This window comes from Nocardia sp. NPDC050697 (assembly GCF_040654395.1).
Taxonomy (GTDB): Bacteria; Actinomycetota; Actinomycetes; order Mycobacteriales; family Mycobacteriaceae; genus Nocardia.
In genome coordinates this window covers 71,101-96,517 of the sequence record NZ_JBFAHY010000002.1, presented here as the reverse complement: position 1 = coordinate 96,517, position 25,417 = coordinate 71,101, and the positions used below count along the sequence as shown (strand labels likewise).

Annotated in this window: 14 protein-coding genes; 7 read left to right on the top strand and 7 right to left on the bottom strand. The window is 71.7% G+C overall.

Translation table 11 applies throughout. The features are described 5' to 3' along the window. The first annotated feature begins 44 nt into the window (after window positions 1–44). From fadD32 to AB0H71_RS08005, 3 genes are all read left to right on the top strand, one after another. The gene (fadD32, locus tag AB0H71_RS08015) at window positions 45–1,958 is read left to right on the top strand and encodes a long-chain-fatty-acid--AMP ligase FadD32 (RefSeq protein WP_357016443.1); all 1,914 of its coding nucleotides are present in this window, start codon (window positions 45–47) and stop codon (window positions 1,956–1,958) included. A 122-nt stretch (window positions 1,959–2,080) separates the two neighbouring features. After that, window positions 2,081–7,531 (top strand): polyketide synthase Pks13, encoded by a 5,451-nt coding sequence (gene pks13, locus AB0H71_RS08010; protein WP_357016441.1) that lies wholly within the window; start codon window positions 2,081–2,083, stop codon window positions 7,529–7,531. Then, the gene (locus tag AB0H71_RS08005) at window positions 7,531–9,075 is read left to right on the top strand and encodes an acyl-CoA carboxylase subunit beta (protein WP_357016440.1); all 1,545 of its coding nucleotides are present in this window, start codon (window positions 7,531–7,533) and stop codon (window positions 9,073–9,075) included. Before pks13 ends, AB0H71_RS08005 begins: the two co-directional genes overlap by 1 nt. A 52-nt stretch (window positions 9,076–9,127) precedes the next feature. Here AB0H71_RS08005 and AB0H71_RS08000 read toward each other — a convergent pair whose 3' ends face one another. Next, on the bottom strand, window positions 9,128–9,625 hold the full coding sequence (locus AB0H71_RS08000) for a peptidylprolyl isomerase (RefSeq protein ID WP_357016437.1): 498 nt from the start codon (window positions 9,623–9,625) through the stop codon (window positions 9,128–9,130). A 106-nt stretch (window positions 9,626–9,731) separates the two neighbouring features. On the opposite strand from AB0H71_RS08000, the gene AB0H71_RS07995 reads away from it, so the two are divergent. The 4 genes from AB0H71_RS07995 to AB0H71_RS07980 all read left to right on the top strand — a co-directional run bounded on the left by AB0H71_RS07995 (window position 9,732) and on the right by AB0H71_RS07980 (window position 15,403). Continuing rightward, a complete protein-coding gene (locus AB0H71_RS07995) occupies window positions 9,732–9,929 on the top strand; it encodes a WXG100 family type VII secretion target (RefSeq protein WP_357016434.1) in 198 nt (65 codons plus the stop codon). A gap of 290 nt (window positions 9,930–10,219) precedes the next feature. Further along, window positions 10,220–11,491: a hypothetical protein gene (locus AB0H71_RS07990; protein ID WP_357016431.1), complete on the top strand. Its 1,272-nt coding sequence runs from the start codon at window positions 10,220–10,222 to the stop codon at window positions 11,489–11,491. Between the two features lie 11 nt (window positions 11,492–11,502). Continuing rightward, window positions 11,503–12,006 carry a hypothetical protein gene (locus tag AB0H71_RS07985; protein WP_357016428.1) on the top strand — a complete coding sequence of 168 codons (504 nt, stop codon included), beginning with the start codon at window positions 11,503–11,505 and terminating at the stop codon, window positions 12,004–12,006. 118 nt (window positions 12,007–12,124) lie between these two features. Then, complete coding sequence (locus AB0H71_RS07980; protein ID WP_357018404.1) at window positions 12,125–15,403, top strand: arabinosyltransferase domain-containing protein; 3,279 nt, start codon at window positions 12,125–12,127, stop codon at window positions 15,401–15,403. 146 nt (window positions 15,404–15,549) lie between these two features. Here AB0H71_RS07980 and AB0H71_RS07975 read toward each other — a convergent pair whose 3' ends face one another. From AB0H71_RS07975 to AB0H71_RS07950, 6 genes are all read right to left on the bottom strand, one after another. Next, entirely contained in the window at window positions 15,550–15,711 is a 162-nt protein-coding gene (locus tag AB0H71_RS07975) for a hypothetical protein (RefSeq protein WP_169811444.1), read from the bottom strand. 162 nt (window positions 15,712–15,873) lie between these two features. Beyond that, the gene (locus AB0H71_RS07970; protein WP_357016426.1) at window positions 15,874–19,155 is read right to left on the bottom strand and encodes an arabinosyltransferase domain-containing protein; all 3,282 of its coding nucleotides are present in this window, start codon (window positions 19,153–19,155) and stop codon (window positions 15,874–15,876) included. 11 nt (window positions 19,156–19,166) lie between these two features. Continuing rightward, entirely contained in the window at window positions 19,167–20,981 is a 1,815-nt protein-coding gene (locus AB0H71_RS07965; RefSeq protein ID WP_357016423.1) for a glycosyl transferase, read from the bottom strand. Between the two features lie 92 nt (window positions 20,982–21,073). Beyond that, window positions 21,074–23,044 carry a galactan 5-O-arabinofuranosyltransferase gene (locus tag AB0H71_RS07960; RefSeq protein WP_357016420.1) on the bottom strand — a complete coding sequence of 657 codons (1,971 nt, stop codon included), beginning with the start codon at window positions 23,042–23,044 and terminating at the stop codon, window positions 21,074–21,076. Between the two features lie 109 nt (window positions 23,045–23,153). Further along, window positions 23,154–23,933, bottom strand: coding sequence for a decaprenylphospho-beta-D-erythro-pentofuranosid-2-ulose 2-reductase (locus tag AB0H71_RS07955; RefSeq protein WP_357016417.1), 780 nt, complete (start codon window positions 23,931–23,933; stop codon window positions 23,154–23,156). After that, window positions 23,930–25,390 (bottom strand): FAD-binding oxidoreductase, encoded by a 1,461-nt coding sequence (locus AB0H71_RS07950; RefSeq protein WP_357016415.1) that lies wholly within the window; start codon window positions 25,388–25,390, stop codon window positions 23,930–23,932. The genes AB0H71_RS07955 and AB0H71_RS07950 overlap by 4 nt, the downstream gene beginning before the upstream one ends. Window positions 25,391–25,417: the final 27 nt, after the last annotated feature.

The following is a 25,417-nucleotide window of genomic DNA, read 5'->3' as shown; positions in this document are numbered from 1 at the left end:
GCATCTCGCCGTCGGGCTGTTCGTGCCTCGGAGGAGAAGAAGGAATGGAAACGACTTTCGACGAGTACCTGGACGAGACCGGGAACATCCGTATTCCCCTGGATCACACCCTGGTCGACCACGTCGAGAAGCACACGCGGAACGACGCGAACACGCTCGCGTACCGCTACATCGATTACTCGCGCGAGCGAGACGGTGAGGCACTCGAGCTGACGTGGCGTGAGTTCGGCGTCCGGTTGCGCGCGGTGGCCGGCCGACTCCAGCAGGTGACCAACCCGGGCGACCGGGTCGCGATCCTGGCTCCGCAGGGGCTGGACTACGTGATCTCCTTCTTCGCCGCCATCTTCGCCGGGAACATCTCGGTGCCGCTCTTCGACCCGGACGAGCCCGGTCACACCGACCGGCTGCACGCGGTGCTCGGCGACTGCAAGCCGTCGGCGATCCTCACCGCGAGCTCGTCGGCCGCGGGCGTGCGCCAGTTCTTCCGCTCGCTGCCGGCCGCCCAGCGGCCCCGGATCATCGCGGTCGACGCGATCCCGGACAGCGTCGGCGACAGCTGGGTGCGGCCGGAGCTCGATATCGACGACATCGCGTACCTGCAGTACACCTCCGGCTCCACCCGGACCCCGGCGGGCGTGGAGATCACGCACCGCGCGGTCGGCACCAATGTGCTGCAGATGGTGGACGCGCTGAAGCTCGACATGAGCTCGCGCGGCGTCACCTGGCTGCCGCTCTTCCACGACATGGGGCTGCTGACGGTGATCCTGCCCGCGGTGGGCGGCAAGTTCATCACGATCATGTCGCCGAGCGCCTTCGTGCGGCGGCCGTACCGGTGGATCAAGGAGCTGGCCGCGGTCTCGGACGGCGCAGGCACCTTCGCCGCCGCCCCGAACTTCGCCTTCGAGCACGCCGCCGCCCGCGGCCTGCCCAAGAACGGCGAGTCGCTGGACCTCTCCAATGTGATCGGGCTGATCAACGGCAGCGAGCCGGTGACCACCTCCTCGATGAAGAAGTTCAACGAGGCCTTCGCCCCCTACGGCCTGCCCAAGACGGCGATCAAGCCCTGCTACGGCATGGCCGAGGCCACGCTCTTCGTCTCGGCGACCAAGCACGAGGACGAGGCCAAGGTCAACTACGTCGACCGCAACGAGCTGAACGCGGGCCGCATGGTCCGGGTCGACCCCACCCACGAGAACGCCATCGCCCAGGTGAGCTGCGGCTACGTCGCGCGCTCGCAGTGGGCCGTGATCGTGGACCCGGACACCGTGGAGAGCGGCGTCGGCACCGAGCTGCCGGACGGCCGGGTCGGCGAGATCTGGCTGCACGGCGAGAACATGGGCATCGGGTACTGGGGTCGCGAAGAGGAGACCACCAAGACCTTCAAGAACCGGGTCGGCGAGCGGCAGCCCGGCGACAGCCGCGCCGAGGGCACCGAGAAGGACGCCGACTGGATGCGCACCGGCGACTACGGCGTGTACTTCGACGGCGAGCTCTACATCACCGGCCGGGTCAAGGACCTGGTGATCGTGGACGGCCGCAACCACTACCCGCAGGATCTGGAGCACTCGGCGCAGGAGGCGAGCACCCAGCTGCGTCCCGGCTTCGTCGCCGCCTTCTCGGTGCCCGCGAACCAGCTCCCCGCCGTGGTCTTCGAGCAGAACTCCTCCGGGCTCAAGTTCGACGCCGACGACGGCTCCGAGCAGCTGGTGATCGTCGGCGAGCGCGGGCCGGGCGCGGGCAAGGCCGATCCGCAGCCGATCGCCGACGCGGTGCGGGCGGCGATCTCGCAGCGGCACGGCGTCACCGTGCGCGACGTGCTGCTGGTGCCGGCCGGGTCGATCCCGCGCACCTCGAGCGGCAAGATCGCCCGGCGCGCCTGCAAGGCCGCCTACCTGGAGGGGACGCTGCGGGGTGGCTACACCCAGCAGGCCTTCCCCGACGCACCCGACGAAGAGTGAGCACGGATTCCCGGCGCCCGAGCGGCGCCGGGAATCGTCCCCGTATGCCGGAGCCTCGGTGCACCGCTCGATTCCGGCGTTCGCCCGGTGCGACGCACGCACCCGAGTAGCTTGAGGAATTGATGGCTGACAACGAGGGCAACCCCACTTCGCCGTCCGGCGGCGCCGAGCGACCCGACATCTCCGTCGCCGAGCTGCGGGAATGGTTGCGCAACTGGGTCGCCGACGCCACCGGCCAGCAGGCCGACCAGATCACGGTCGACCGCCCGATGGAGGAGTTCGGCCTCGCCTCGCGCGACGCCATCGCGCTCGGCGGCGATATCGAAGAGCTGACCGGCGTCATGCTCACCGCCACCGTGGTCTACCAGCACCCGACCATCGCCTCGCTGGCCGAGCGGATCGTGAACGGCGAGCCGGAGGCACCCGCCGAGACCACCGACGACGCCTTCTACACCTCGTACCGCCCCGGCGCGGCGCACGACATCGCCATCGTCGGGCTCGCCACCCGGCTCCCCGGTGCCGGCGACACCCCCGAGTCCACCTGGGACTTCCTCATCAACCGCGGCGACGGCATCCGCGAGCTGCCCGAGGGTCGCTGGTCCGAGTTCCTCGGCGAGCCCGAGGTGGCGCAGGCCGTCGCGGCGAGCAACAGCCTCGGCGGCTACCTCGACCAGGAGGTGGTGAAGGGCTTCGACGCGGAGTTCTTCGCCATGTCGCCGATCGAGGTCGAGCGGGTCGATCCGCAGCAGCGGCTCATGATGGAGCTCACCTGGGAGGCGCTGGAGCACGCGCGGATCCCGGCCAGCGAGCTGCGCGGCACCCCGGTCGGCGTCTTCGTCGGCTCCTCCAGCAACGACTTCCAGCTCATCGCCGCGCTCGGGCTCGGCGGCGAGAAGGACCCGAGCGTCCCGGCCTCGGCCGATGCCTACGCCATCATGGGCAGCGTCAGCAGCATCATCCCGAACCGGGTTTCGTACTTCTTCGACTTCACCGGCCCCTCGGTGGCCATCGACACCGCCTGCTCGTCCACCCTGGTCGCGGTGCACCAGGCGGTGCGCGCGCTGCGCGAGGGCGATGCCGACCTGGCGCTGGCCGGCGGCGTGAACATGATCCTCGCGCCCTTCGCCAACCTGGGCTTCGACAAGAACGGCGCGGTGGCCAAGGACGGCCACATCAAGGCGTTCTCCTCGGATGCCGACGGCATGGTCCGCTCCGAGGGCGGCGGCCTGGTCGTGCTCAAGCGGCTCGCCGACGCCGAGCGTGACGGCGACCGCATCCTCGCCGTGGTCAAGGGCTCGGCCACCAACAATGACGGCCGCTCCAACGGCCTGCTCGCGCCGAACCCGGATGCCCAGGCCGAGGTGCTGCGCCGGGCCTACCGGGACGCCGGCATCGTGCCCTCCTCGGTGGACTACATCGAGGCGCACGGCACCGGAACCCTGCTCGGCGATCCCATCGAGGCCGATGCACTCGGCCGGGTGGTCGGCCGCGGCCGGGACGACGACAAGCCCGCGCTGCTCGGCTCGGCCAAGACCAACTTCGGGCACCTGGAGTCGGGGGCGGGCGCGGCCAGCCTGGCCAAGGTGCTCATGGCCTTCCAGCACGACGTGCTGCCGCCGAATATCGGGTACGCCGGGCCCAACCCGTACATCCCGTTCGAGCAGGCGCACCTGAAGGTCGTGGACGAGCCGACGCCGTTCCCGCGCTACAGCGGAGTGGCCACGGTCGGTATCTCCGGCTTCGGCTTCGGCGGCACCAATGCGCACGTCGTGCTGCAGGAGTACCGGGGTCCGGAGGGCGTGCCCGCCGCCGGGACCTCGGCCCCGGCCGAGGCCGCGGATTCCGGCGCGGTCGCCGCGCAGCCGCTCGTCGCGGTCGGCGGCGCCGCCGCGGCGGACGACGTGACCGCCGATGCGACCGGCGATGCCGCGGCCGACGACGCCGCGGCGCCGTCGGGTGCCGGTGTGCCGGTGCCGTCCGGGAACGGCGCCGCCGGTCCCGGTGGCGATGCCGCCGCCGTGCCGCCGGGCACCGATGCCGCCGCCGGGGAGCCCGGCGCCGATGTCACCGCCGCGACCGGCGACGACGTCATCGCCGCCGCGACCGAGATTCTGGTCGAGTCCGCGGAGCCCGCCGAGTGGACCGGCGAGCGCGAGGAGCCGCTCCCGGTGATCCTCCCGGTCTCCGCCTACCTCCCCTCCCGCCGCCGCCGCGCCGCCACCGAGCTCGCCGACTGGCTGGAGACCGAGGCCGGGCAGGCCACCCCGCTCGCCGACGTGGCGCGGGCACTCGCCAAGCGCAGCCACTGGCGCTCGCGCGGCGTCGTGCTGGCCAAGACGCACGAGGAGGCGATCGCCGGGCTGCGGCAGCTGGCCGCGAACAAGCCGGGCCCCGGCGTGTTCAGCGCCGACGCCCCCGCCGCGCAGGGCGCCATCTGGGTGCTCTCCGGCTTCGGCGCCCAGCACCGCAAGATGGGCAAGCAGCTCTACGCCGAGAACGCCGTCTTCCGCCGCGCCGTCGACGAGGTCGACGAGCTGGTGCAGGACGAGGCCGGGTACTCGATCCGGGAGATGCTGCTCGACGACGGCCAGGACTACGACGTCGGCACCTCGCAGGTCGGCATCTTCACCATCCAGATCGGGCTCGCCGCGCTGCTGCGCGCGCACGGCGCCGAGCCCGCCGCGGTGGTCGGCCACTCCATGGGCGAGGTGGCGGGTGCCTACATCGCCGGTGGCCTGGCGCTGGAGGACGCCGTGCGGGTGATCTGCGCCCGCTCCCGCCTGATGGGCGAGGGCGAGGCCATGATCACCGACGACGACGTGCGCAATATGGCGCTCGTCGAGCTCAGCGCCGCCGATGTCGCCGAGCTGCTGCGGGACTACCCGGACGTCGAGGTCGCGGTGTACGCCGCGCCGACGAACACCGTGGTCGGCGGGCCGCAGGCGCAGGTCGCCGCGATCGTGGCCAAGGTCGAGGAGGCGGGCAAGTTCGCCCGGGTGCTGCCCACCCGCGGCGCGGGCCACACCTCGCAGATGGACCCGCTGCTCGGCGAGCTCGCCGCCGAACTGGCCGGGCTGGAGCCCACGCCGCTGCGCGCCGGGCTCTACTCCACCGTGCACAAGGAGCAGTTCTTCAAGGCCGGGCACGAGCCGGTGCACGACGAGGACTACTGGGTGAAGAACATGCGGCACAGCGTGTACTTCACCAATGCCGTCAAGCTCGCGGTCGACGCCGGGCACAGCACCTTCCTGGAGCTGGCGCCGAACTCGGTCGCGCTCATGCAGGTGCTCGGCACCACCTTCGCGGCCGGGCTGCACGATGCCCAGCTGATCCCGACGCTCAAGCGCAAGGAGGACGAGTCGGCCGGCGTGCTCGGCGCCTTCGCCCAGCTCTACGTGCACGGGCACCGGGTCAACCTCTCGACGCTGCTGCCCGCGGGCGGCTTCGGCGACATCCCGCGCACCTCGTTCCTGCGCAAGCAGTACTGGCCCAAGGCCGCCATCCGGGTCTCCGGCCCGGCCGGGGTGCCCGGCGCGCACGTCGCGCTGCCGGACGGCAGGCACGTCTGGGAGGTGCCGGCCGGCGCCGTCACCGATGCCGCCGCGCTGGTCACCGCCGCGGCCGCGCAGGTGCTTGCCGATCCGGCGCTCGGCGCGTCCCAGCCGCACGGCGCGCTGCCCGGCTCGGGGTCGCTCACCACCACGCTCACCCCGCACCCCGGCGGCGCCTCTGTGCAGGTGCACGCGAAGGAGGAGAGCGGGTTCCGGCTGGTGCTGGACGCCGTCGTGGTCTCCGGCGCCCCGCTGCCCGCGAACGCGCTCGCGCCCGCTCCGGCCGCCGCCGCGCCGACCGGCGAACCCGATATCGAGGTGGTCGAGAGCTTCGGCGACCGCTGGGATCCGAACGGCACGCAGCCGCTCGAGGACCGGCTCGCCACCATCGTGGCGGAGTCCATGGGGTACGCGGTCGAGGACCTGCCCATGGAGATCCCGCTCATGGAGCTGGGGCTGGACTCGCTCATGGCCATGCGGATCAAGAACCGGGTGGAGTACGAGTTCGACATCCCGCAGCTGCAGATCGCCGCGGTGCGCGATGCCAGCCTGCGCGAGGTCGGCAAGGTGCTGCACTACGCCATCGACCACCGCGAAGAGGTGCAGGCGATCGCCGACCGGCAGGCCGCGGGCGAGGGTGAGCTCGAGGTCGGCGGTGACTTCGTCGCCGCCGCGCGCGCCGCGCTGGAGGCGGGGGAGGAGCCGGTGGCCCCGGCCGCGCAGACCGCGCCCACCGAGATGCCCCCGGTGACGGCCTCCGCCGACGACACGGCGGCCCGCGCCGCCGATGCGGCCGACCGGGCCGCGACCACCGGTGGCGGCACCACCGCTGCGGACACCGCCACTTCCGCCGCGACCGGCGCCACGCCGAGCCCGGCGGACCGGCCGAGCGCGGCCGCCGATCCCGCCCCGGCGCCGAAGTCCGGCTCCTCCTCCGACGAGGAGGGCGTACCGCCACGTGACGGCGCCGAGCGGCTCACCTACGCCACCTGGGCCCTGGTCACCGGCAAGTCTCCCGGCGGCATCTTCGACACCCTGCCGATCCTGGACGAGGACACCGCCGAGAAGCTCGCCGCCCGGCTCACCGAGCGGGTCAAGGCCGAGGTCACGCTGGATGATGTGCTGGACTGCGAGAGCATCGAGCAGCTCGCCGACGTGGTCCGCAACCTGCAGGACACCGGCGCCGACGTGGACGGCTTCATCCGCCCGCTACGCGCCAAGACCGACGACGCCGTGCCGGTCTTCGTCTTCCACCCGTCCGGCGGCAACACCCTGGTCTACGAGCCGCTGCTCAAGCGGCTGCCCGCGGAGACGCCGATGTACGGCTTCGAGCGGGTCGAGGGCAATATCGAGGAGCGGGCGCGGCAGTACCTGCCCGAGCTGCGCAAGATCCAGGGCGACGGCCCCTACGTGCTGTACGGCTGGTCGCTCGGCGCGGTCTTCGCGCTGCAGGTGGCGCGGCTGCTGCGGGACGAGGGCGCCGACGTCCGGCTGGTCGGGCTGATCGACCTCGCCATCCCGGCCGAGCCCGAGGACAACAGCCCGGACGAGCGGCTGCGCCGTATCCAGCGCTACCAGGAGTTCGCCCGCAAGACCTACGGCGTCGAGGGCGACCTGCCGGAGGAGCAGCTGCGCGAGCTCGCCAATGCCTCGGACGACGAGCAGTACACGATCGTCAGCCAGCTGATCAAGCTGAGCGGCGCCAAGATCCCCGGCGGCGTGCTCGAGCACCAGCGCACCTCCTGGATCGAGGGCAGGCACCTGGCCGGCATGCAGCCGATCCGGTACGACGGCGATGTCGTGCTCTACCTCGCCGACCGCTACCACGACGGCATGATCGAGCTGGAGCCGCGCTACGCCGAGCGCAAGCCGAACGGCGGGTGGGGCGAGTACCTCTCGAACCTCGACGTCATCGAGATCCCCGGCGACCACCTGCAGATCATCGACGAGCCGCGGGTCGGCCGGATCGGAGCCGACCTCAGCGCCCGGCTCGACGTCATCGAAAAGTCGAAAGGGGACTAGTGACCAACACCGCCGAGAAACTCGCCGACCTGCGCAAGCGACTGGAGCTGGCGCAGGAGCCGGCGGGTGAAGCGGGTGTGGCCAAGCGCGCGAAGAAGGGGATTCCGAGCGCGCGCGATCGAATCAGCATGCTGGTCGATCCGGGCACCTTCGTGGAAATCGGTGCGCTGGTGCGCAAGCCGGGCGATCCGGCGGCGCTCTACGGCGACGGCGTCGTCACCGGGCACGGCCTGGTCGACGGCAGGCCGGTCGCGGTCTTCTCGCACGACCAGACGGTGTACGGCGGGTCGGTGGGCGAGATGTTCGGCCGCAAGGTCACCCACCTCATGGAGTACGCGGCCAGGGTCGGCTGCCCGGTCGTCGGGATCAACGACTCCGGCGGCGCCAGGGTGCAGGAGGCGGTGACCTCGCTGGCCTGGTACGCCGAGCTGGGCCGCAGGCAGGAGCCGCTCTCCGGGCTGGTGCCGCAGGTCTCCATGATTCTCGGCAAGTGCGCGGGCGGCGCGGTGTACGCGCCGATCAACACCGACGTCGTGGTCGCCACCGAAGAGGCGTACATGTTCGTCACCGGGCCCAAGGTGATCCGCGAGGTCACCGGCGAGGACGTCAGCCTGGAGGAGCTCGGCGGGGCGCACAGCCAGGCCGAGTACGGCAATATCCATCACGTCGCGAAGGACGAGCAGGCCGCCTTCGAGTGGGTGCGCCGCTACCTCGGCTTCCTGCCCACCAGCTGCACCGAGCGGCCGCCGGTGGTGAACCCCGGCATGGAGCCCGAGGTCACCCCCAGCGACCTGGAGCTGGACGCGATCATGCCGGACTCCGACAATGCCGGCTACGACATGTACGACATCCTGCTCCGCATCTTCGACGACGGCGATTTCCACGAGTTCGGCGCCTCCGCCGGGCGCAATGTGATCACCGGTTTCGCCCGGGTGGACGGCCGCAGCGTCGGCGTGGTGGCGAACCAGCCCATGGTCTACGCCGGCGCGCTCGACGCCCGCGCCTCGGACAAGGCCGCGCACTTCGTCCGGATCTGCGACGCCTACGGCCTGCCGCTGGTCTTCGTCGTCGACACCCCCGGCTTCCTGCCCGGCGTCGAGCAGGAGAAGATCGGCGTGATCAAGCGCGGCGGGCGCTTCCTCTTCTCCTTCGTCGAGGCCAGCGTGCCCAAGGTGACCGTGGTGATCCGCAAGGCGTACGGCGGCGGGTACGCCGTGATGGGCTGCAAGCAGCTCGGCGCCGACGTCAACCTGGCCTGGCCGACCGCGCGGATCGCGGTCATGGGCGCGGAGAGCGCGGTGAGCCTGATCGGCGGCAAGCAGATCGCCGCCGCCCCCGAGGAGCAGCGCGCCGCCATCAGGCAGCAGATGATCGACTTCTACAACGCCACCATGGCGACGCCGTGGGTGGCCGCCGAGCGCGGCTACGTCGACGCCGTGATCGAGCCCTCGGCCACCCGGCTGGAGCTGCGCAAGGCGCTGAAACTGCTGGCGGACAAGAAGGTCGCGCCGAGCCCGCGCAAGCACCACCTGCTCCCGCTCTGACGCGATCGGCCCGCCACCGGAGTTCCGGGGCGGGCCGATTCGAGCTGCTCGATCAGGCGAGCGTGGCCTTCTCGATGACCACGTCGGTCTTCGGCACATCCTGGTGCGGCCCCGCGCTGCCGGTCTGCACGCCCGCGATCTTGTCGACCACCTCGGTGCCCTCGACGACCTTGCCGAACACCGCGTAGCCCCAGCCCTGACCGGCCGGCGCGGAGTGGTTCAGGAAGTCGTTGTCCGACACGTTCACGAAGAACTGCGCGGTGGCCGAGTGCGGATCGTTGGTCCGCGCCATGGCGACGGTGTACTTGAGGTTCTTCAGCCCGTTGCCCGCCTCGTTCTGGATCGGGGCATTGGTCGGCTTCTGCTGCAGACCCGGCTCGAACCCGCCGCCCTGGATCATGAAGCCCGGGATGACGCGGTGGAAAATGGTGCCGTCGTAGTGCCCGGCCTGCACGTACTCGACGAAGTTGCGCACGCTCTCCGGCGCCTTCGCCTCGTCCAGCTCCAGCACGATGGGCCCGTGGTTGGTCTCGAGATTCACCTTGGTCATACCCCCAGCTTTCCATCCATCGGGCCGGAGACGTGTATCAGGGGCCGTCATCGCCCCGGTGTCGCGCGGTAGCATCGGCTCGGGGGTAGCGGATGGGGGAACTGTGGTGGACCAGGATGGTTTCGCGGCGGTGCCGGAGGATGTGGCCGCGTTGGGCCGCTTCGCCTACCGCATCGCAATCGAACTCCGCGACGGCGCGAATTCGCTGGACGGCGAGGTCTCGGCGCTGATGAATTCCTGGCGCGGCGCGGCGGCGCAGTCCTATGCGGACGGCTGGGGAGACATGCACTCGGGTGCTGGATGAGAGGCCCCGCACACGCTGTTCCAGCTCCCTGATGTGCCCCGCGAGGAAGTCCTGATAGTCGTGCAGTTTTGCGGTGAGATTCCGGAGCTGCTCCGGATCCACCGAATAGGTCCGGTGTCGCCGCCGATGCGTACGCGGAGGCGCACAGCGATTGGGCGACTGCGTTGGACGATATTCGCGACGGTCTGACCGCCCTGGAGCGGACGGCCGCACGCGCGGCCGACAGCTACACCACCGCGGTGGCCACGAACCTGAAGATGGTGGGGCGCAATCGGTGAGACGAGGGGGGAATGGACGGCGATCCGGAAGTCTTCTACGAGTGCAGCCGCCGGTGTCTCCGCACCGCTGATCAGCTGGCGGGGTGTTTCGAGAAGCTGAAGGCGATCGTCACGGCGTCGACCGGCGCGGCAGGTACCGACGGGGTAGGGCGGGAGTGGGGAGGGCGGCACGATGCGGCCGCTGATGAACTTCTCGACTTCCTGCACAGGTCGGCAATTCCCGCACTGGACCGCTATGCGGCGCTCCTCACCGTGGCGGGTTACAACCACGCGCTCGCGGATCACCGGGCGACGCACTCGCCCGAATCCGCGGCACCGGTGCGACCGGAGCTGCCCGCGGAGCGGGGGCTGGTGCCGCCCGCGCCGATCACCACCGGCATGGGTACCGGGCACGGCGTAGTCGACAATGGCGTCGGCTTCGCTGACATGGTCGGTCCCCTGGTCACCGACGCGGACAAGGAGGAGGTGGCCGATCTCGCCACAGCCTGGCGCAATGCCGGCGAGACGGAGTTCACGGACGATCTCTTCGCCGCCCTCTCCCTGGTACGCGAGGTGGACGCGGACGATGCCCGCGCCTCCGCCGACGATCTGAACGATCTCATCGCAGTGATCGGGAGCTGCCGACGCCGCTTCGCCGAACTCGCGGCCTTCACGGCGGATCATTCGCGGGAAGTCGTCGCGCTCCGCGAGACCAGACTGCCCCGCTTGATCCTGGCCAACGCGGCCGCGCTCGGCGGGGTCGAGGTGACTCCGCACAGCCGTGCACTCGAAGTTCGATTCCGGGCGGGCATTCCTTCCGCCTCGCTCACCGCCTTCACCCGCCTGGTCCTCGCCGACCTGAACGACTGGAAAGCCCTTCGCCTTCCCGATGTCGAGCGCTTTGCCGCCGAGGATCTCGGCGAGCCGCGCCGCATCACCGACGACATCAACTCGCGTCCGATCGCCGAGGTGCCGGATCCCGTCGGCGGCTCGACTACACCGGACCCGGCCGCACGCACGGTGCGGGACCGGGCAGGCGCGGAAGAGGTTCTCGGCCGGGACGCAGTCCGCATCAAGAAGAGCAGCTCCATCATCTACAGCAAGGACGGCGGGGCAGCCCGAGCCGAGTACGACTTCGCCATCGTCTCGCAGGGCTACGACGTCCGGACCTACGACAACGGCGCCAGGTCGGTGACCCTGGAGGACGGAAGTAATGTCACGCTCCGGCCGTCGTCCGACGGGCGGGTAACCGTCTCCATCCAGCCGCCCACCGGTTCCGATCGGAAATACAGGTACAACCCATGAGGGAGCGCGAGTTGGAATACCTTGCCGACGGCACCTCGGCGGTGCTGCGTGCGGAGCTACTCGGTGCGGGTGAGGAGTTCAATCCGCGGTGGCTCGGCGCGGCCGATCGGATCGTTGTTCCCGCTGAGGAGATCCCGTTCGATATGAGCGGGCCGTTCGCGGCCCGCTTCCTCCGGGCACTCCGCCACCGGGGGATCGGCGAGCTGCTGTGTTTCACCGCCGAGGAACTCGGCGCCGGGTATCCGGAGCAGGCGGCGCGGTGTGCGCTGGACGAGGTGGCGGGCTGGCGGCGTGCGGTCGGCCAGTTCGACGCGATCCTGGTGGACGAGAACAGGGAGCACGCGGTGCGGCTATCGGCGGACGAGTACGTGCTGGTGGCCGGCGACCGCGCGTTCGTGGAGGCGGCGCTCGGCCGGACGATCGCGACCGCCCGCGCGGACTTCCGCGACTACGCCGCGGACATGGCCGAAGCCTCGCACCACCTCCCCGCCCTCGCGGACAAGTACGGGTGCTGATTCATCCCCAGCCCGCACCCCCTGTGGACAACCCCGGCATATTGGGGGCGAGCGCGCGCCCGCGCCGACACGCGGGCGGTTAGCATTGCCAACCGTGCCCGACGCCGCTACCGCTGTCTTGACGAAGCCCCCCGCCGCGCCTCAGGTCGCGCCGCAGGATTACCGGATCGCGCGCCTGATCGCGCTGATCGCCGGTGTGCTCGGCGCGCTGCTCGCGCTGGCGACGCCGTTCCTGCCGGTGACGCAGACGACGGCGGCGCTGCAGTGGCCGCAGGGTGGGTCGGTGCAGAACGTGCAGGCGCCGCTGATGTCGCAGGTGCCGCTGGAGCTGCGGGCCACGATTCCGTGCTCGGCGGTGGAGCAGCTGCCGCCGCAGGGCGGGATGCTGCTGGCCACCGCGCCGCCGCAGGGCACGGGGGCGGCGCTGGAGTCGCTCTTCGTCCGGGTGTCGGAGACCGCGGTGGACGTGATCGACCGCAACGCGGTGGTCGCGACGGCGGAGCGGTCGCGGATGGCGGAGTGCGGCACCATCGTGATCGGCTCGGATATCGACGCCACCACGGCGGTGTTCGACGGGCTGCTCACCTCGGACGGCAAGCCGGTGGCGGGCACGCTCGCCGGCGACCTGCGCCCGCAGGTGGTCGGCGTCTTCACCGACCTGCGCGGCGAGGTGCCGGCCGGGCTCTCCTTCGACATGGACGTCGACACCAGGTTCAGCACCAGCCCCACCTGGATCAAGCTGAGCGCGATGATCGGCGCGGTGCTGCTCACGCTGCTCGCGCTCGGCGCGCTGGCCCGGCTGGACGGCAGCGACGGCCGCGGCCACCGCCGCTTCCTGCCGCGCAACTGGCTGAAGCCGACCTTCGCCGACGGCGCGGTGATCGGCACCCTGGTGGTCTGGCACTTCATCGGCGCCAACACCTCCGACGACGGCTACATCCTGAGCATGGTGCGGGTGGCCCCGCACGCCGGGTACATGGCCAACTACTTCCGCTGGTTCGGCGTCCCGGAGGCGCCGTTCGGCTGGTACTACTACGTCATCCAGGTCTTCTCCGAGATCTCCACGGCCAGCCCGTGGGTCCGGGTGCCCGCGCTGCTCTGCGCGATCCTCTGCTGGATGGTGATCAGCCGCGAGGTGGTGCCCCGGCTCGGCCGCGGCGTGCGCACCAGCCGGGTCGCGCTGTGGACCGGCGGCCTGGTCTTCCTCGCCTTCTGGCTGCCCTTCGACAACGGCCTGCGCTCGGAGCCGATCGTGGCGCTCGGCGCGCTGCTCACCTGGGTCTCGATCGAGCGCGCGGTGGCCACCGGCCGGTTGCTGCCCGCCGCCATCGCGATTCTGATCGCCGCCTTCACCCTGGCCGCCGCGCCGACCGGGCTCATGTGCGTGGCCGCGCTGCTCGCCGGTATCCGCCCCATGGTGCGGATCGCGGTGCGCACCAGGCGCAGGCTCGGCGGCAGCCTGGCCGCCACCGCCGCGCTGCTGGCGCCGATAGCGGCGTCCGGGCTGCTCGTGCTCACCGTGGTCTACAGCGACCAGACCTTCGCCGGCATCCAGGAAGCGAACCGGGTGCGCCAGGCCACCGGCCCCAACCTGGCCTGGTACGAGGACTACCTGCGCTACTACTACCTCTTCGTGGAGACGGTGGACGGCTCGCTGGCCCGCCGCTTCGCCTTCCTGGTGATGCTGCTCTGCCTCTTCACCACCATGCTGGTGCTGCTGCGCAGGCGCCGGGTGCCCGGCATCGCGGCCGCGCCGACCTGGCGGCTCATGGGCATCGTCTTCGGGACGATCTTCTTCATGATGTTCAACCCGACCAAGTGGACGCACCACTTCGGCGCGTACGCGGGGATCGCGGGCTCGCTGGCGGCGGTCACCGCGGTCGCGGTCTCGGCCTCGGCGCTGCGGGCGCGCAAGAACCGCGCCATCTTCCTGGCCGGGCTGCTCTTCGTGCTGGCGATCTCGTTCTCCGGGATCAACGGCTACTGGTACGTCTCCAGCTTCGGCGTCCCGTGGTTCGACAAGCGGATCTCGCTCTCCGGCTTCCAGTCCAACACCCTCATGCTGGTGCTCTTCGGCGCCGCGCTGGCACTGGTGGCCTGGCTCTCGCTGCGCGAGGGGTACGCCAAGCCGCCGAGCTCGCCGCGCTCTGCGCGCGGGCAGCGGGTGCGCCGGTTCGCCGCCATCCCGCTCACCGTGGTGGCCGCGCTCATGGTGCTGCTCGAGGTGGCCTCGCTGGCCAAGGGCGCGGTCTCGCAGTACCCCGGGTACTCGCTGGCCCGCGGCAATATCGACGCGCTGCGCGGCGAGACCTGCGGCCTGGCCAACGACGTGCTGGTCGAGCCGGAGCCGAACGGCGGCAGGCTGGAGCCGATCGCCGACCCGGCGAACCCGGCCGCCGACCCGCTGGCCGGGGCGAACCCGGTCGGCTTCGACCCGAACGGCGTGCCGGACGATCTCTCCGCGGACAGCGTCGAGGTCAAGCCGGGCACCGGCAATACCTCGACGCAGTCGGTCGGCGCCGCCTTCGCCGAGGGCGAGAGCGCGGGCACCGGCGGCGGCCAGGGCGCGCTCGGCGTCAACGGCAGCACCGTCGCGCTGCCCTACGGCCTCGACCCGGCGACCACCCCGGTGCTCGGCAGCTACCAGGAGGGCGTGCAGCAGCCCGCCAACCTGACCTCCAGCTGGTACCAGCTGGCGCCGCGCTCGGCGGAGCGCCCGCTGGTGGTGCTCACCGCGGCCGGCCGCATCCTCTCCTTCGACGACACCGGCGCCATGAAGTACGGCCAGTCGCTCACCGTCGACTACGGCAAGCGGCAGCCGGACGGCACCGTGCAGCAGCTCGGCACCTACCTGCCGCGCGATATCGGCCCGTTCCCGTCCTGGCGCAACCTGCGGGTCCCGCTGGACGAGATCGCGCCGGAGGCCGACGCGGTGCGCGTGGTGGCCAACGACCCGATCCTGATCGGCGACCAGTGGCTGGCTTTCACCCCGCCGCGCATGCCGGAGCTGCGCTCGCTCAACGGCTACCTGGGCAGCGAGCAGCCGATCCTGCTGGACTGGGCGGTCGGGCTGCAGTTCCCCTGCCAGCGCCCGTTCGATCACGAGTACGGCGTGGCCGAGGTGCCGAACTACCGCATCCTGCCGGACCGGCCGCTGGCGATCAGCTCGACCAATACCTGGCAGGCGCAGGAGTTCGGCGGCCCGCTCGGCTTCTCGCAGATGCTGGCCCGCTCCACCACGGTGCCCACGTACCTGGAGAACGACTGGGCCCGCGACTGGGGTTCGCTGGAGCGCTACGACCAGTACCGCTCGGCGGTTCCGGCGCAGTTGCAGACCGGCACCGTGAGCCGGTCCGGGCTGTGGACGCCGGGCCCGCTGCGGGTGTTCGAGCAGTAGCCCGCCCCGCCCGCGGCCGCGGCGCGCGGCCGCGGGCGGGGCAGGTACCGAAACGCGACGAAGGCCGTCGGGCGACGCTGGTTCAGCGCCTCCCCGACGGCCTTCGTCGGTTCGTCCGTGCGCCCGGGTAACCGGGCGAAAAGTGTCTAGACCTTGGTCAACCGCCGCCCCAATTCCCGCCGGAGTACCTCCTGGGGAGGAAGCTTCGACAGCATCCGCAGTACGGCCGGGCGCAGTTCCCGCTGCTCCTCCTCGTTCAGCAATCCGACGAGGTCGCGCAGCTCCATGTCATCGAATTCCGTGGTCATACGGGTCAGGGTACGTATCCATTCGGAAGTTCGCCGGGCAATCCGGCGGGTGGCTGCGAAGATGCGAAACCCCGCCCGGCGACCTGCCACGACGGTAGCGGGAGGGTGACCGGAGCCTTCGCACCCTGTGTGGAACGTTCGCTCCGGCAACGGTTTTGCCCGCTACTTCACCCGGATCGGCGGCGCCGGCTCCAGCCCGGAGCGGGTCACCTCGGTGACCGAGACCGACGCCGGCACCGCGGCCGGGTCGAGGGGGGTGAACTGCTCCAGCGCGCCCCAATCCCGGCCCCAGTCGTCGTCCAGGTAGGTCGGCACGGTCTGCGCGTCGAGCAGCAGCCCGGTCCAGCCGAGCGGGCCGCCGCCGATATCGTCCTGCCAGGCGTTCGAGGCGTCCGAGCCGACCCGGTCCGGCAGGATGCGCCAGCGCGGCACCTCCGCGACGCCGTGCGCGTGGTCGAACGGCCGCTGGCACGGGAACGCCAGCCCGACGTGCCAGTCCAGCAGCACCGGATCGGTGGTGCCGACCACGCTGCTCAGCGTCGCCAGCCGCGGCAGCCGGGGCGGGGTGACGGCGAGCCACTGCCGCGGCGTGATGTCGTTGTCCACCGCGACCAGCCGCACCGCGTTCGCCTCCAGCGGGATCTCGTCCAGCGGCACCCGCAGGTTCCGCCAGGACGGCGACGGCCCGATATCCAGCGGCAGCACCGAGCCGAGCGGCCGCACCGACGCGCCGTCGCGCACCCCGTACTCCAGCTTCAGATCGGAGCCGTAGGTTGCGACGCCGTCGGCGTCGATCGAGCGGATCCGGCCCGCGGCGGTGATCACCAGCGTCCGGTAGGCGGGGTCGTGGCGCATGCTGTCGCCCAGGTTCAGGCCGTACCACTCGGTGGTCAGCGACGCCTGCTGCTGCACCCCCGCCTGGTACGAGCCGAGCACCGGGGTGCGGGCGGGGTCGAGGCCGAAGGGCAGCGCGACCGTGCTGCCGTTGATCCCGGTCTCGGCGGAGACGCCGCCGCCGGTGCCTGCCCCCGTGGTGTTGGTGGTCTTGTTCTCGGCGCCGCCGTCCACCGAGTTGGCGCCGCCGCTCGCGGTCTCCTCGGCGTCGGCGGTGAGGTCGGCCGCGACGCCGTCCGGGGTGAAGCCGGTGTTCTTCGCGGCGAGGCCGTCGGCGGCGGAGCCGGTGATCGGGGCCAGCACCGACCCGGGGGTGTCCGTCTCCACCAGCACCTCGTCGGCGAGCGCGCAGGGCTGCCCGGCCAGCGCGCGGGCATTGGAGAGCGCGATGCTGTAGGCGGGGGCCTGCCCGGCCGCGCCCTTGAGCAGCGAGGCCACCTCGAAGAGCACGACCAGCGTCGCCGCGACGGTGAGCGGCGCCGAGGCCAGCCGGTCGAAGCGGCCCGGCCTGCCGCCCGCGCGGAACGGCGCGCGATAGTGCGCCCAGGCCGCGACCAGCAGCGCGACCCCGGCCAGCCCGAGGAACAGCGTCGAGAGCCCCTTGCCCGCCACCAGCGGCGCCTTGTCCCACCACGGCACGCCGTAGCTGGAGACGTACCACCAGCCGTTCGAGCCGGTGAAGGTGATGGCGAGCACGAAGAGCACCGCCGCCGCGAAGAGCGCGCGATTGCGCGTCTGCCCGATGCCACGCACGCCGACCGCGACGGCGGCGAGCGCGGCCAGCGAGGCGGCCAGCCCGGCGTAGACGCCGAAGTGGTGCGTCCACTTGGTCGGGGTGAACATCATGAGCAGCAGCGAGCCGAAGACGATGCCGAGAATCCGCACCGAGGGCCCGCGCGAGGTGCCGGGGATGCCGTTCTTGCGCAGCACCTGCAGCACGCAGACCAGCAGGCAGAGCAGCATGAGCAGCACCCCGAAGCGGCGCGCGAGCGAGCCGTCGGGGGCCAGCATGAGCAGCGAGTCCCAGCGGGTGCGCTCATCGAACCAGGCCACGTTCGGCCCGACCTCGGTGCGCACCCGGGTGGCCTCGCGCACCGTCGCCAGCGTCTGGTCGGCGAAGACCACCACCAGCACCGCGGTGCCCGCGGCCAGGATCGGCGCGCCGTAGGCGAGGTAGCGCAGCGCGGTGCCGGCCCGGCCGGCCGGATGCGAGCCGCGCACCTTGCGCACCAGCACCACCAGCGCGGGGCGCGACCCGGCCAGCAGCGCGGCCAGGCAGATCAGCCCGGTGGGCCCGGCGGCCAGCGAGAAGGCGGCGATCAGCACGCCGAGCGCGGCCGGGAGCAACCTGCCGGTGGCGATGGCGCGCTCGATCGAGCACCAGGTGAGCAGCGCTCCGGCGGCGATCAGCGGCTCCGGGCGCAGACCGTTGTCGTAGGGCAGCCAGAAGGCGAGGAAGACCAGCCCGGCGGTCCACAGCGCGGTGCGGTCGCGCCGCACCCGCGCCCCGAGCCGGGGCAGCACCTCGCGGCTGATCACCAGCCAGCAGACGATGCCGGCCAGCAGCGCGGGCAGCCGCATCCACGGGCTGGAGGTGGAGATCTTCGCCATCCAGGCCAGCACCTCGTAAGACCAGCCGAACGGCGCCTCCGGCACCCCGAACCAGCGGTAGTAGTTCGCCAGGTACCCGGACCGCTCCGAGGCGCGGGCCATATTCAGGATGTAGCCGTCGTCGGAGGTATTGGCGCCGATCACGTGCCAGAGCGCCAGGGTGCCGAGCACCGCCACGTCGGCGAGGGTGAAGCGCCACCAGTGCGCCGGGAGCACGCGGCGGGCCCTCCGGCCGTCGGCGGTGTCCAGGAAGTGCAGCGCCACCAGCGAAATCAGGGTGGCCAGCAGGGCCAGCGCCATGACCGTCAGCTTGAGCGGGGCGGGGCTGGAGGTGAAGCGCGAATCCAGCTCGGCGTGCAGGGTCGCGCCGGTGAGCTGCTGCTCGCCCAGGTCGGTGAAGACGCCGACCAGCTGCGGGCGGATATCGCGGGTGACGGTATTGCGGAACGCGGTCCCGTCCGCCCGCGTCGCGCCGGTGAACTCCACGGTGGCGGCCTTGTCGTTCACCCCTACGGTGATGGCGGTGCAGCCCTGGATCTCGGCCACCGGGGCCGCGAGCATGGGGACGTCGCGCAGCAGGACCGAGAGGGTGCCGTCGCGCACGGTGACGGTGAGCCCCTTGGCGCTCGCGTCCGGGGAGGCGGGGGGAATCGTGGCGAGCAGCGTCGTGCCCTGATCCGGCGCGGCCTCCCCGCCGGGGGCTTCCGGCACCGCGCCGAGCAGCGTGCACGGCAGCGTGGCGTCCAGGCGCAGCGGGACGTACGAGACGAGCGGCGCCTCCACCGAGGCCGCCCCGGCCTGCGGCCAGTCCAGCGCCGCCGCGTCCTGGCGCACCGGAAGCAGCGGCGTGAGCAGGGCGAGTACGAACCCGAGCAGCCCGGAGACGAGGGCGATCAGGCGGTATCGGGTGAACGCAGCGGTGGGTCGGTCCGGTCGCACGGTCGTTGATGCTATAGACCGCCCGCGGCGGCACCGACCGCGCGCACGTCCCAGACCCACGCGTCGGCCACGCGCACCGGCTCCGCGCCGACGAGCAGCGCGGTGGTGCCGCGCAGGACATCGGTACCGGTGCCGCCCACCGGCAGCACCAGAACGTCGGCGCGCCAGTACCGCAGATCCGCCAGCGCCCGCTCGCGTGTCGCGGCGTCGACCGCCGGCACCCGCCCGGTTCGCTGCGCCTCGATCAGCAGCGCCGCCGTCGGCCGCGCGGGCGGGCCGTAGCTGCCCTTCCGGTCGGCGCCGGTCGGCCCGACGAAATAGCCGTCCGCCAGCGGGAATCCGAACCCGGCGTCGGCCTGCCAGCGCAGCGCCCTCGCATCCGCCGGGCGCGGCGGCGGGATCACCACCACCGAGCCGCCGTGCAGGTACGGGTCGATGAGGTGCTCGGCGAAGATCCGCGGCGTCGGCTCCCGGTGCACGACGGGAAGCACCGTCGGGATGAGCGGAAGCAGCGCCGCGACCAGCCCGAGCAGGAAGAAGGCGGGCCGCGGGTCGCTGCTGTCCGCCCGCGCGCGGGCGCCCATCCGGGTGCAGGCGCGCACCAGGATCACCGCGATGGCGGGGACCGCGGCCATGGTGAGCCGGCTCTCCAGCACGGTGCTCAGCAGCGGCACCTCCTCGGCCCAGCGCCACGGCCCGGTGATCCCGGTCGGCTGCTTGCCGAGCATGACCTCCGACCCCAGCGAGAGCACCCCGAACACCGCGATCACCGCCACCGCGCCGCGCACCGCCCGTTCCCGCCACAGCAGCGCCGCCGCCACCGCGGCGAAGAGCAGCAGCGGCCAGCCGAAGTAGGCGTTCTGCTCGGTCGGGTTGATCGCGACGCTCTGCCCGGGGGAGAGCACCCCGCCCAGCGACTCGGACGGGAACTGGGTGAGCGCCTTCAGGTCGTTGCCCATCGGCCCGTGGTCGATGGAGCGGTAGCTCTGCGGCCCGAAGAACTGCCACCACAGCGGCACCGCGCAGAGCAGCAGCGTCAGCGCGGCCGCGGCGAGCACGGTCGGGGTGAGCGCGCGCAGCGCCCGCAGCCCGCCCCGCCGGTCGTGCAGGTGGTACACCAGCCCGAACAGCCCGAAGGCGAGCGCGAAGACCAGCAGCGGCTCCTCGCCGAGCGCGATCTGCGCGGTGACGAGCAGCCCGAGCACACCGGCGGCCCGCCACCGGACACCGCCTGCCCGCCCGCGCCCGAGCCGGATGAGCAGCCCGGCGAGCACCGGGAGCAGCGGCAGCACCACGAAGTTGGGGTGCGCGTTGGCGTGCGAGATCATGGCGGGCGCGAAGCCGCAGCACAGCCCGCCGAGAATCGCGGCGCCCCTGGACTCGGTGAGCTCGGCGGCGAAGAGCCGGTACCAGGCGTACGCGGTCCCGGCCAGCCCGGCGGTGAGGACCAGCACGAAGGTGACCGTCGGCCCGAAGAGCAGCGTGACCGGCGTGAGCGGCACCCCGACGCCGAACATGGCGGTATTGGCCATGAGGTTCACCCCGGCCGGGAAGTTCTGCAGGTCGGTGCCGAGCGGATTCTCCAGGTGCGCCACCGAGTGCGCGGTGACCGCGAAGAACCACTCCCACATGGTCTGGTCCTGGCCGCTCTTCACCAGGTAGCCGCTGCCGGTGTCGCGCCACTGCCCGGAGAGCACGGTGCAGGCGAGCGCCAGGTACCCGGCGTCCACCGCGAGATTCGCCCGGTGCCGCCGCGGGAAGCGCCGAGTCCGCGGGGCGGGCGCTCCGCCGATGGTCTCCGCCGCGACGTCCTGCGCCTGTCGCACTCGGGAATCACTCCTCACGCTCGCCGGTTACGGCCGCCCACCGTACCGGCTCCCGCTGAGTGGACCCAGTCGGCGGGATTCGGGCGTATACCTCAGCGCTTCACGGTGACCAGCGTGAACGGCCCAATGTCGGTGATCGTGAAGGCCGGGTCGGCGAAGAGCTCGGTGGGGAAGCTCACCGTGTAGCGGCGCACGTTCGGGTCGTTCGGGTAGACGTCGGCGGCCAGCCGCAGGGTGTAGCCGTCGCCGCCGCGCCGGAAGAGGAAGGCGTCCGGCGCGCGCCAGGGCGCGGTGTCCAGTGCTTCCAGCAGCTCGGCGGGGGTCTCCAGCTCGCTCCAGCGCTCGATGGCGGCGGCGCGACCGGCGAAATCGGCGAGCGGGTTGGCGTAGTGCGAGGTCAGCCCCTGGAAGCCGAAGTACGGGTAGTAGGCGAGGAAGCTGGTGTCGGCGGTGAGCAGCACGGTGTCGGCGGGGGCGCGGCCGGTCTGCGAGCGCAGCGCCTCGTCGATCTGCCGGTAGTGCGAGACCGCGGAGGGGTTGCGCTTGTCCGCGCGGTTGCCGTCGCCGTCGGTGTCGGTGTACGCGGTGGTGATCTCCGCGGCGAGCACGTGCGGGATCTGCTGCGCGAAGGCGAGCGCACCCGCGAGCCCCACCGCGACGGCGACCGCGCGGAACCGCGCCGGCTCGTTCAGCGCCTGGTAGATCGCGCGCGCGCCCTCCACGAAGCCGAAGGTTCCGGCCGCCGCGAGCAGCACGAGCAGGATCGGCTCCAGCCGGAAGGAGAGCAGGGTGGTGCCCGCCGCGGTCGCCAGCATGGAGAGCAGGGTCCACAGGTACACGGCGGCGACGCCGATCCCCAGCGCCTGCGCCCGGCGCGAGGAGCCGATCCGGAGCACCAGCCAGACCAGCCCGAGCAGGCAGAGCGCGCCGCGCAGCGAGAACTCGGCCATGGGCAGGGGCAGTTCGGCCCCGGCCTCCGGGAGGTAGTGGAAGGCGCCGCCGCCGAGCGCGACCTTCCCGGTCGCGGCCTCCAGCAGGTAGGGAGTCCACACCAGCAGCGCAACCAGCGCGGAGATCCCCGCGATCACCGCCAGCCGGACGAGCGGCGGCAGCGCCGCCCGCCAAGCGCCCCCCTGGGGGAGCGTGTGCGCCACGGTGCTCGTGGCGCGTAGCCCCTTGCGCGCCACCCGGCGCGCCCGCACCGCGAGCCACGCCGCGCTCAACCCCATGAGCCCGACCGCGAACGCCGCGACCGCCGCGTACAGCGTGTAGAACGTCGCGCACAGCCCCAGGAACAGCCCGGTGCCGAGCACCGCACCCCACCCACCGGCGGACGAACCCCTCGGCCCCGGCCGGTGCAGCGCACCCCAGGCCAGCACCAGCGCGGGCGCGATCAGCACCACGAGCACGGCGCTGTACGCCTCCGGCGCGGCATACGCGAGCGTGAGCGCGACCGTCGCCGCCGTCACCGCCACCGCCAGATCGGCCCGGACCAGCTCACTCCACAGCACCAGCGCCAGCACCGACGCCACCGCGAGCGCCACGATGGCGTACGGCTTGAAGACCTCCCACCCGTCCATGCCGAGCAGGTTCGCGACCCGCCCGCCCAGCCAGAACCACCCGGCCGGGTAGAACGGCGGCAGGTCGGCATAGGTCATGTCGCGCAGCGCCGCGCTGTCGGTGAGCCGGGTCAGGTACTCGGTGCGGAACTCCTGATCCACCGAGATTCCGAAGAGGTACAGCTTCGTCGCGGCCAGCGGCATCCCCAGCGTGACCGTGACGAAGGTCGAGATCCCCGCCCAGGAGAGCACCCGCGCCAGCCACGGCAGCCGATGCCGCCGCAGCAGCAGCACCGAGGCGACGAGCAGCACCGCCGCCCCGACCTGCCCCACCGTGGTGAGCGCCCGCGTCACATTCGACGAATTGAACGCGGGCCACTCCACCAGCGAGAACGCCACCAGCTGCACCGCCGCGACGACAGCGGCCAGCACCGCGGCGAGCAGCGCGTTGCCCGCGCCCGATGCGGCGCGGCGGGCGAGGATCGCCAGGGGGCTGCTGGTCAACGGTGCGCTCCGATCGACGGGGCCGGTGCCTACGACTCGGCCGCACCGCCACGAAGCGACGGTGCGGCCGGAAGGCTCGCCGCGCTCGACCGCGCGGCCGGATACCGGGCTAGATGGGCAGCTTGCGGAAGATCGGCCGCGGAATGTGGCGCAGCACCGACATCACGTAGCGGAAGGTGCCCGGCGCCCAGATGAGCTCCTTGCCCTTCTCCGAGGCGGCCACCGCGAGCGCGGCCACCTCCTCCTTGTCCACGGTGAACGGCGCCTCCTTGGCCCCGGTCTCCGCCCAGTGGTTCACGGTGGTCGTGGTGCGCACCTGTCCGGGCCGGATGACGAGCACGCGCGGGCCGTGCGGCCGCAGCGCCTCGCCGAGGCCGAGGTAGAAGCCGTCCAGCCCGGCCTTGGTCGAGCCGTAGACGAAGTTCGAGCGGCGCACCCGCTCACCGGCGGCCGAGGACATGGCGATGATCCGCCCGAACCCCTGCGCCTTCATCTTCTCGCCGAGCAGCACGCCGACCGAGACCGCGGCGGTGTAGTTGATGCCGGCGATCTGCACCGCCTTGCGCTGGTTCTGCCACAGCTCCTCGGCATTGCCGAGCAGCCCGAACGCCACGATGGCCACATCCACGTCGCCGCCGTCCCATGCCGCGTCGATGACCTTGGGGTGGCTGTCGGTGTCGAGGGCGTCGAAGTCGACCACGTCGACCCGGCTCGCGCCCGCGGTCTTCAGCTGGGCCACCGCGGAGTCGCGCAGCGGGTCGTTCGGCAGCGCGGCCAGCACGATCCGCGCGGGCCCCTTCTTCAGGTACTCCGCGCAGATCGCGAGCCCGATCTCGGAGGTTCCGCCGAGCAGCAGGATGGTCTGCGGGTTGCCAACGGCATTGATCACTGGAGCTCCAGCCTTCTCGCCATGTCCGACATGAAAACGCCTGTGGGATCGACGCTGCGGCGGACCTTGATCCACTCGTCGATCCGGGGGTACATCCGATGGAAGGTCTCGGCGGAGGTCCGCGAGTCCTTTCCGGTGTAGAGCCGGCCGCCGAACTCCAGGACGCGGCGGTCCAGTTCGGTGACGAACTCGTTGAGCCCGGCCGAGATCGGGAAGTCGACGCAGATATTCCAGCCCGGCATCGGGAAGCTGAGCGGCGCCTGGTTGCCCGGGCCGAAGAGCTTGAACACGTTCAGGAACGAGTAGAAGCCGGACCGCTGGATATCGACGATGATCCGCTTGAACTCGTCCACCGACTCCGGCGGCACCACGAACTGGTACTGCAGGAAGCCGTTCGAGCCGTAGCCGCGGTTCCACTCGCCGAGCATGTCGAGCGGGTGATAGAACTGCGTCAGGTTCTGCACCTTGCCCCGGTAGGTGCCCGACTTGCGGTACCAGAGCTCCCCGATCGGGGTGAAGGTGTACTTGTTCGCCAGCCCGTTCGGGAAGACGTCGGGCAGCGTGAGGAAGGTCTTGCCGTTGAACTTCAGCGGGTCCTTCTGCAGCTTCTTGGGCAGCTGGTCCAGCTTGGCCAGGTTGCCGCGGGAGATCGCGGCGCGGCCGAGCTTGGGCTCCGGGCTGATCGCGTCGAACCAGGCCGAGCTGTACTCGTACTGATCCTCCGAGCCGTCGCTGTGGAAGGCGATGGTCGCGTCCAGCGTCGGGGTCACATCACCGTCGGCGATGAAGTACGCCGTCTCGGTCGGCGTCATCTCGATGCTCGCGCGCAGGATGATGCCGGTGAGCCCGCAGCCGCCGATGGTGGCCCAGAAGAGCTGGGGGTTCTTCTCCGGCGTGATGGTCTGCACCGTGCCGTCGGCGGTGAGCAGCTCCATCGAGCGCACGTGGTTGCCGAAGCTGCCCGCGCTGTGGTGGTTCTTGCCGTGGATATCGGAGCCGATGGCGCCGCCGATCGTCACCTGCCTGGTGCCGGGCAGCACCGGGACCCAGAGGCCGAACGGCAGCGCGGCCTTCATCAGCTGGTCCAGGTTCACGCCGGCGTCGACGTCGACCAGCCGGGTGTCGCGGTCGATCCGGTGGATGGTGTTCAGCGCGGTCATGTCGACGACGAGCCCGCCCGCGTTCTGCGCGTTGTCACCGTAGGAGCGGCCGAGGCCGCGCGCGATGACGCCGCGGCGCAGGTGTGCGGGCTTGCCGTCGTTGTCCTCGGCGACCAGGGCCACGGCCTTGGCGATCACCTCGGGATCACCCGTGGAGAGCACTTCGGAGGAGGTGGGTGCGGTGCGACCCCACCCGGTCAGCGAGCGGGTGCGCGTCGGCAGTTCGACGGCGTCACCGGCGCTGCCGGTACCGGTGGACGGTGTGGTGGCGGTCGGAGCTTTCGTGGACATCGGCATAGAGGCTACAGGTAGCGCTCCGGGGTC

Bases quoted from the DNA above. Each gene is read 5' to 3' on its own strand.
- AB0H71_RS08000 (WP_357016437.1), bottom strand. From the start codon at position 9,625: ATGACCAAGGTGAATCTCGAGACCAACCACGGGCCCATCGTGCTGGAG.
- AB0H71_RS07975 (WP_169811444.1), bottom strand. From the start codon at position 15,711: ATGACCACGGAATTCGATGACATGGAGCTGCGCGACCTCGTCGGATTG.
- pks13 (WP_357016441.1), top strand. From the start codon at position 2,081: ATGGCTGACAACGAGGGCAACCCCACTTCGCCGTCCGGCGGCGCCGAG.
- fadD32 (WP_357016443.1), top strand. From the start codon at position 45: ATGGAAACGACTTTCGACGAGTACCTGGACGAGACCGGGAACATCCGT.
- AB0H71_RS07990 (WP_357016431.1), top strand. From the start codon at position 10,220: ATGGACGGCGATCCGGAAGTCTTCTACGAGTGCAGCCGCCGGTGTCTC.
- AB0H71_RS07950 (WP_357016415.1), bottom strand. From the start codon at position 25,390: ATGCCGATGTCCACGAAAGCTCCGACCGCCACCACACCGTCCACCGGT.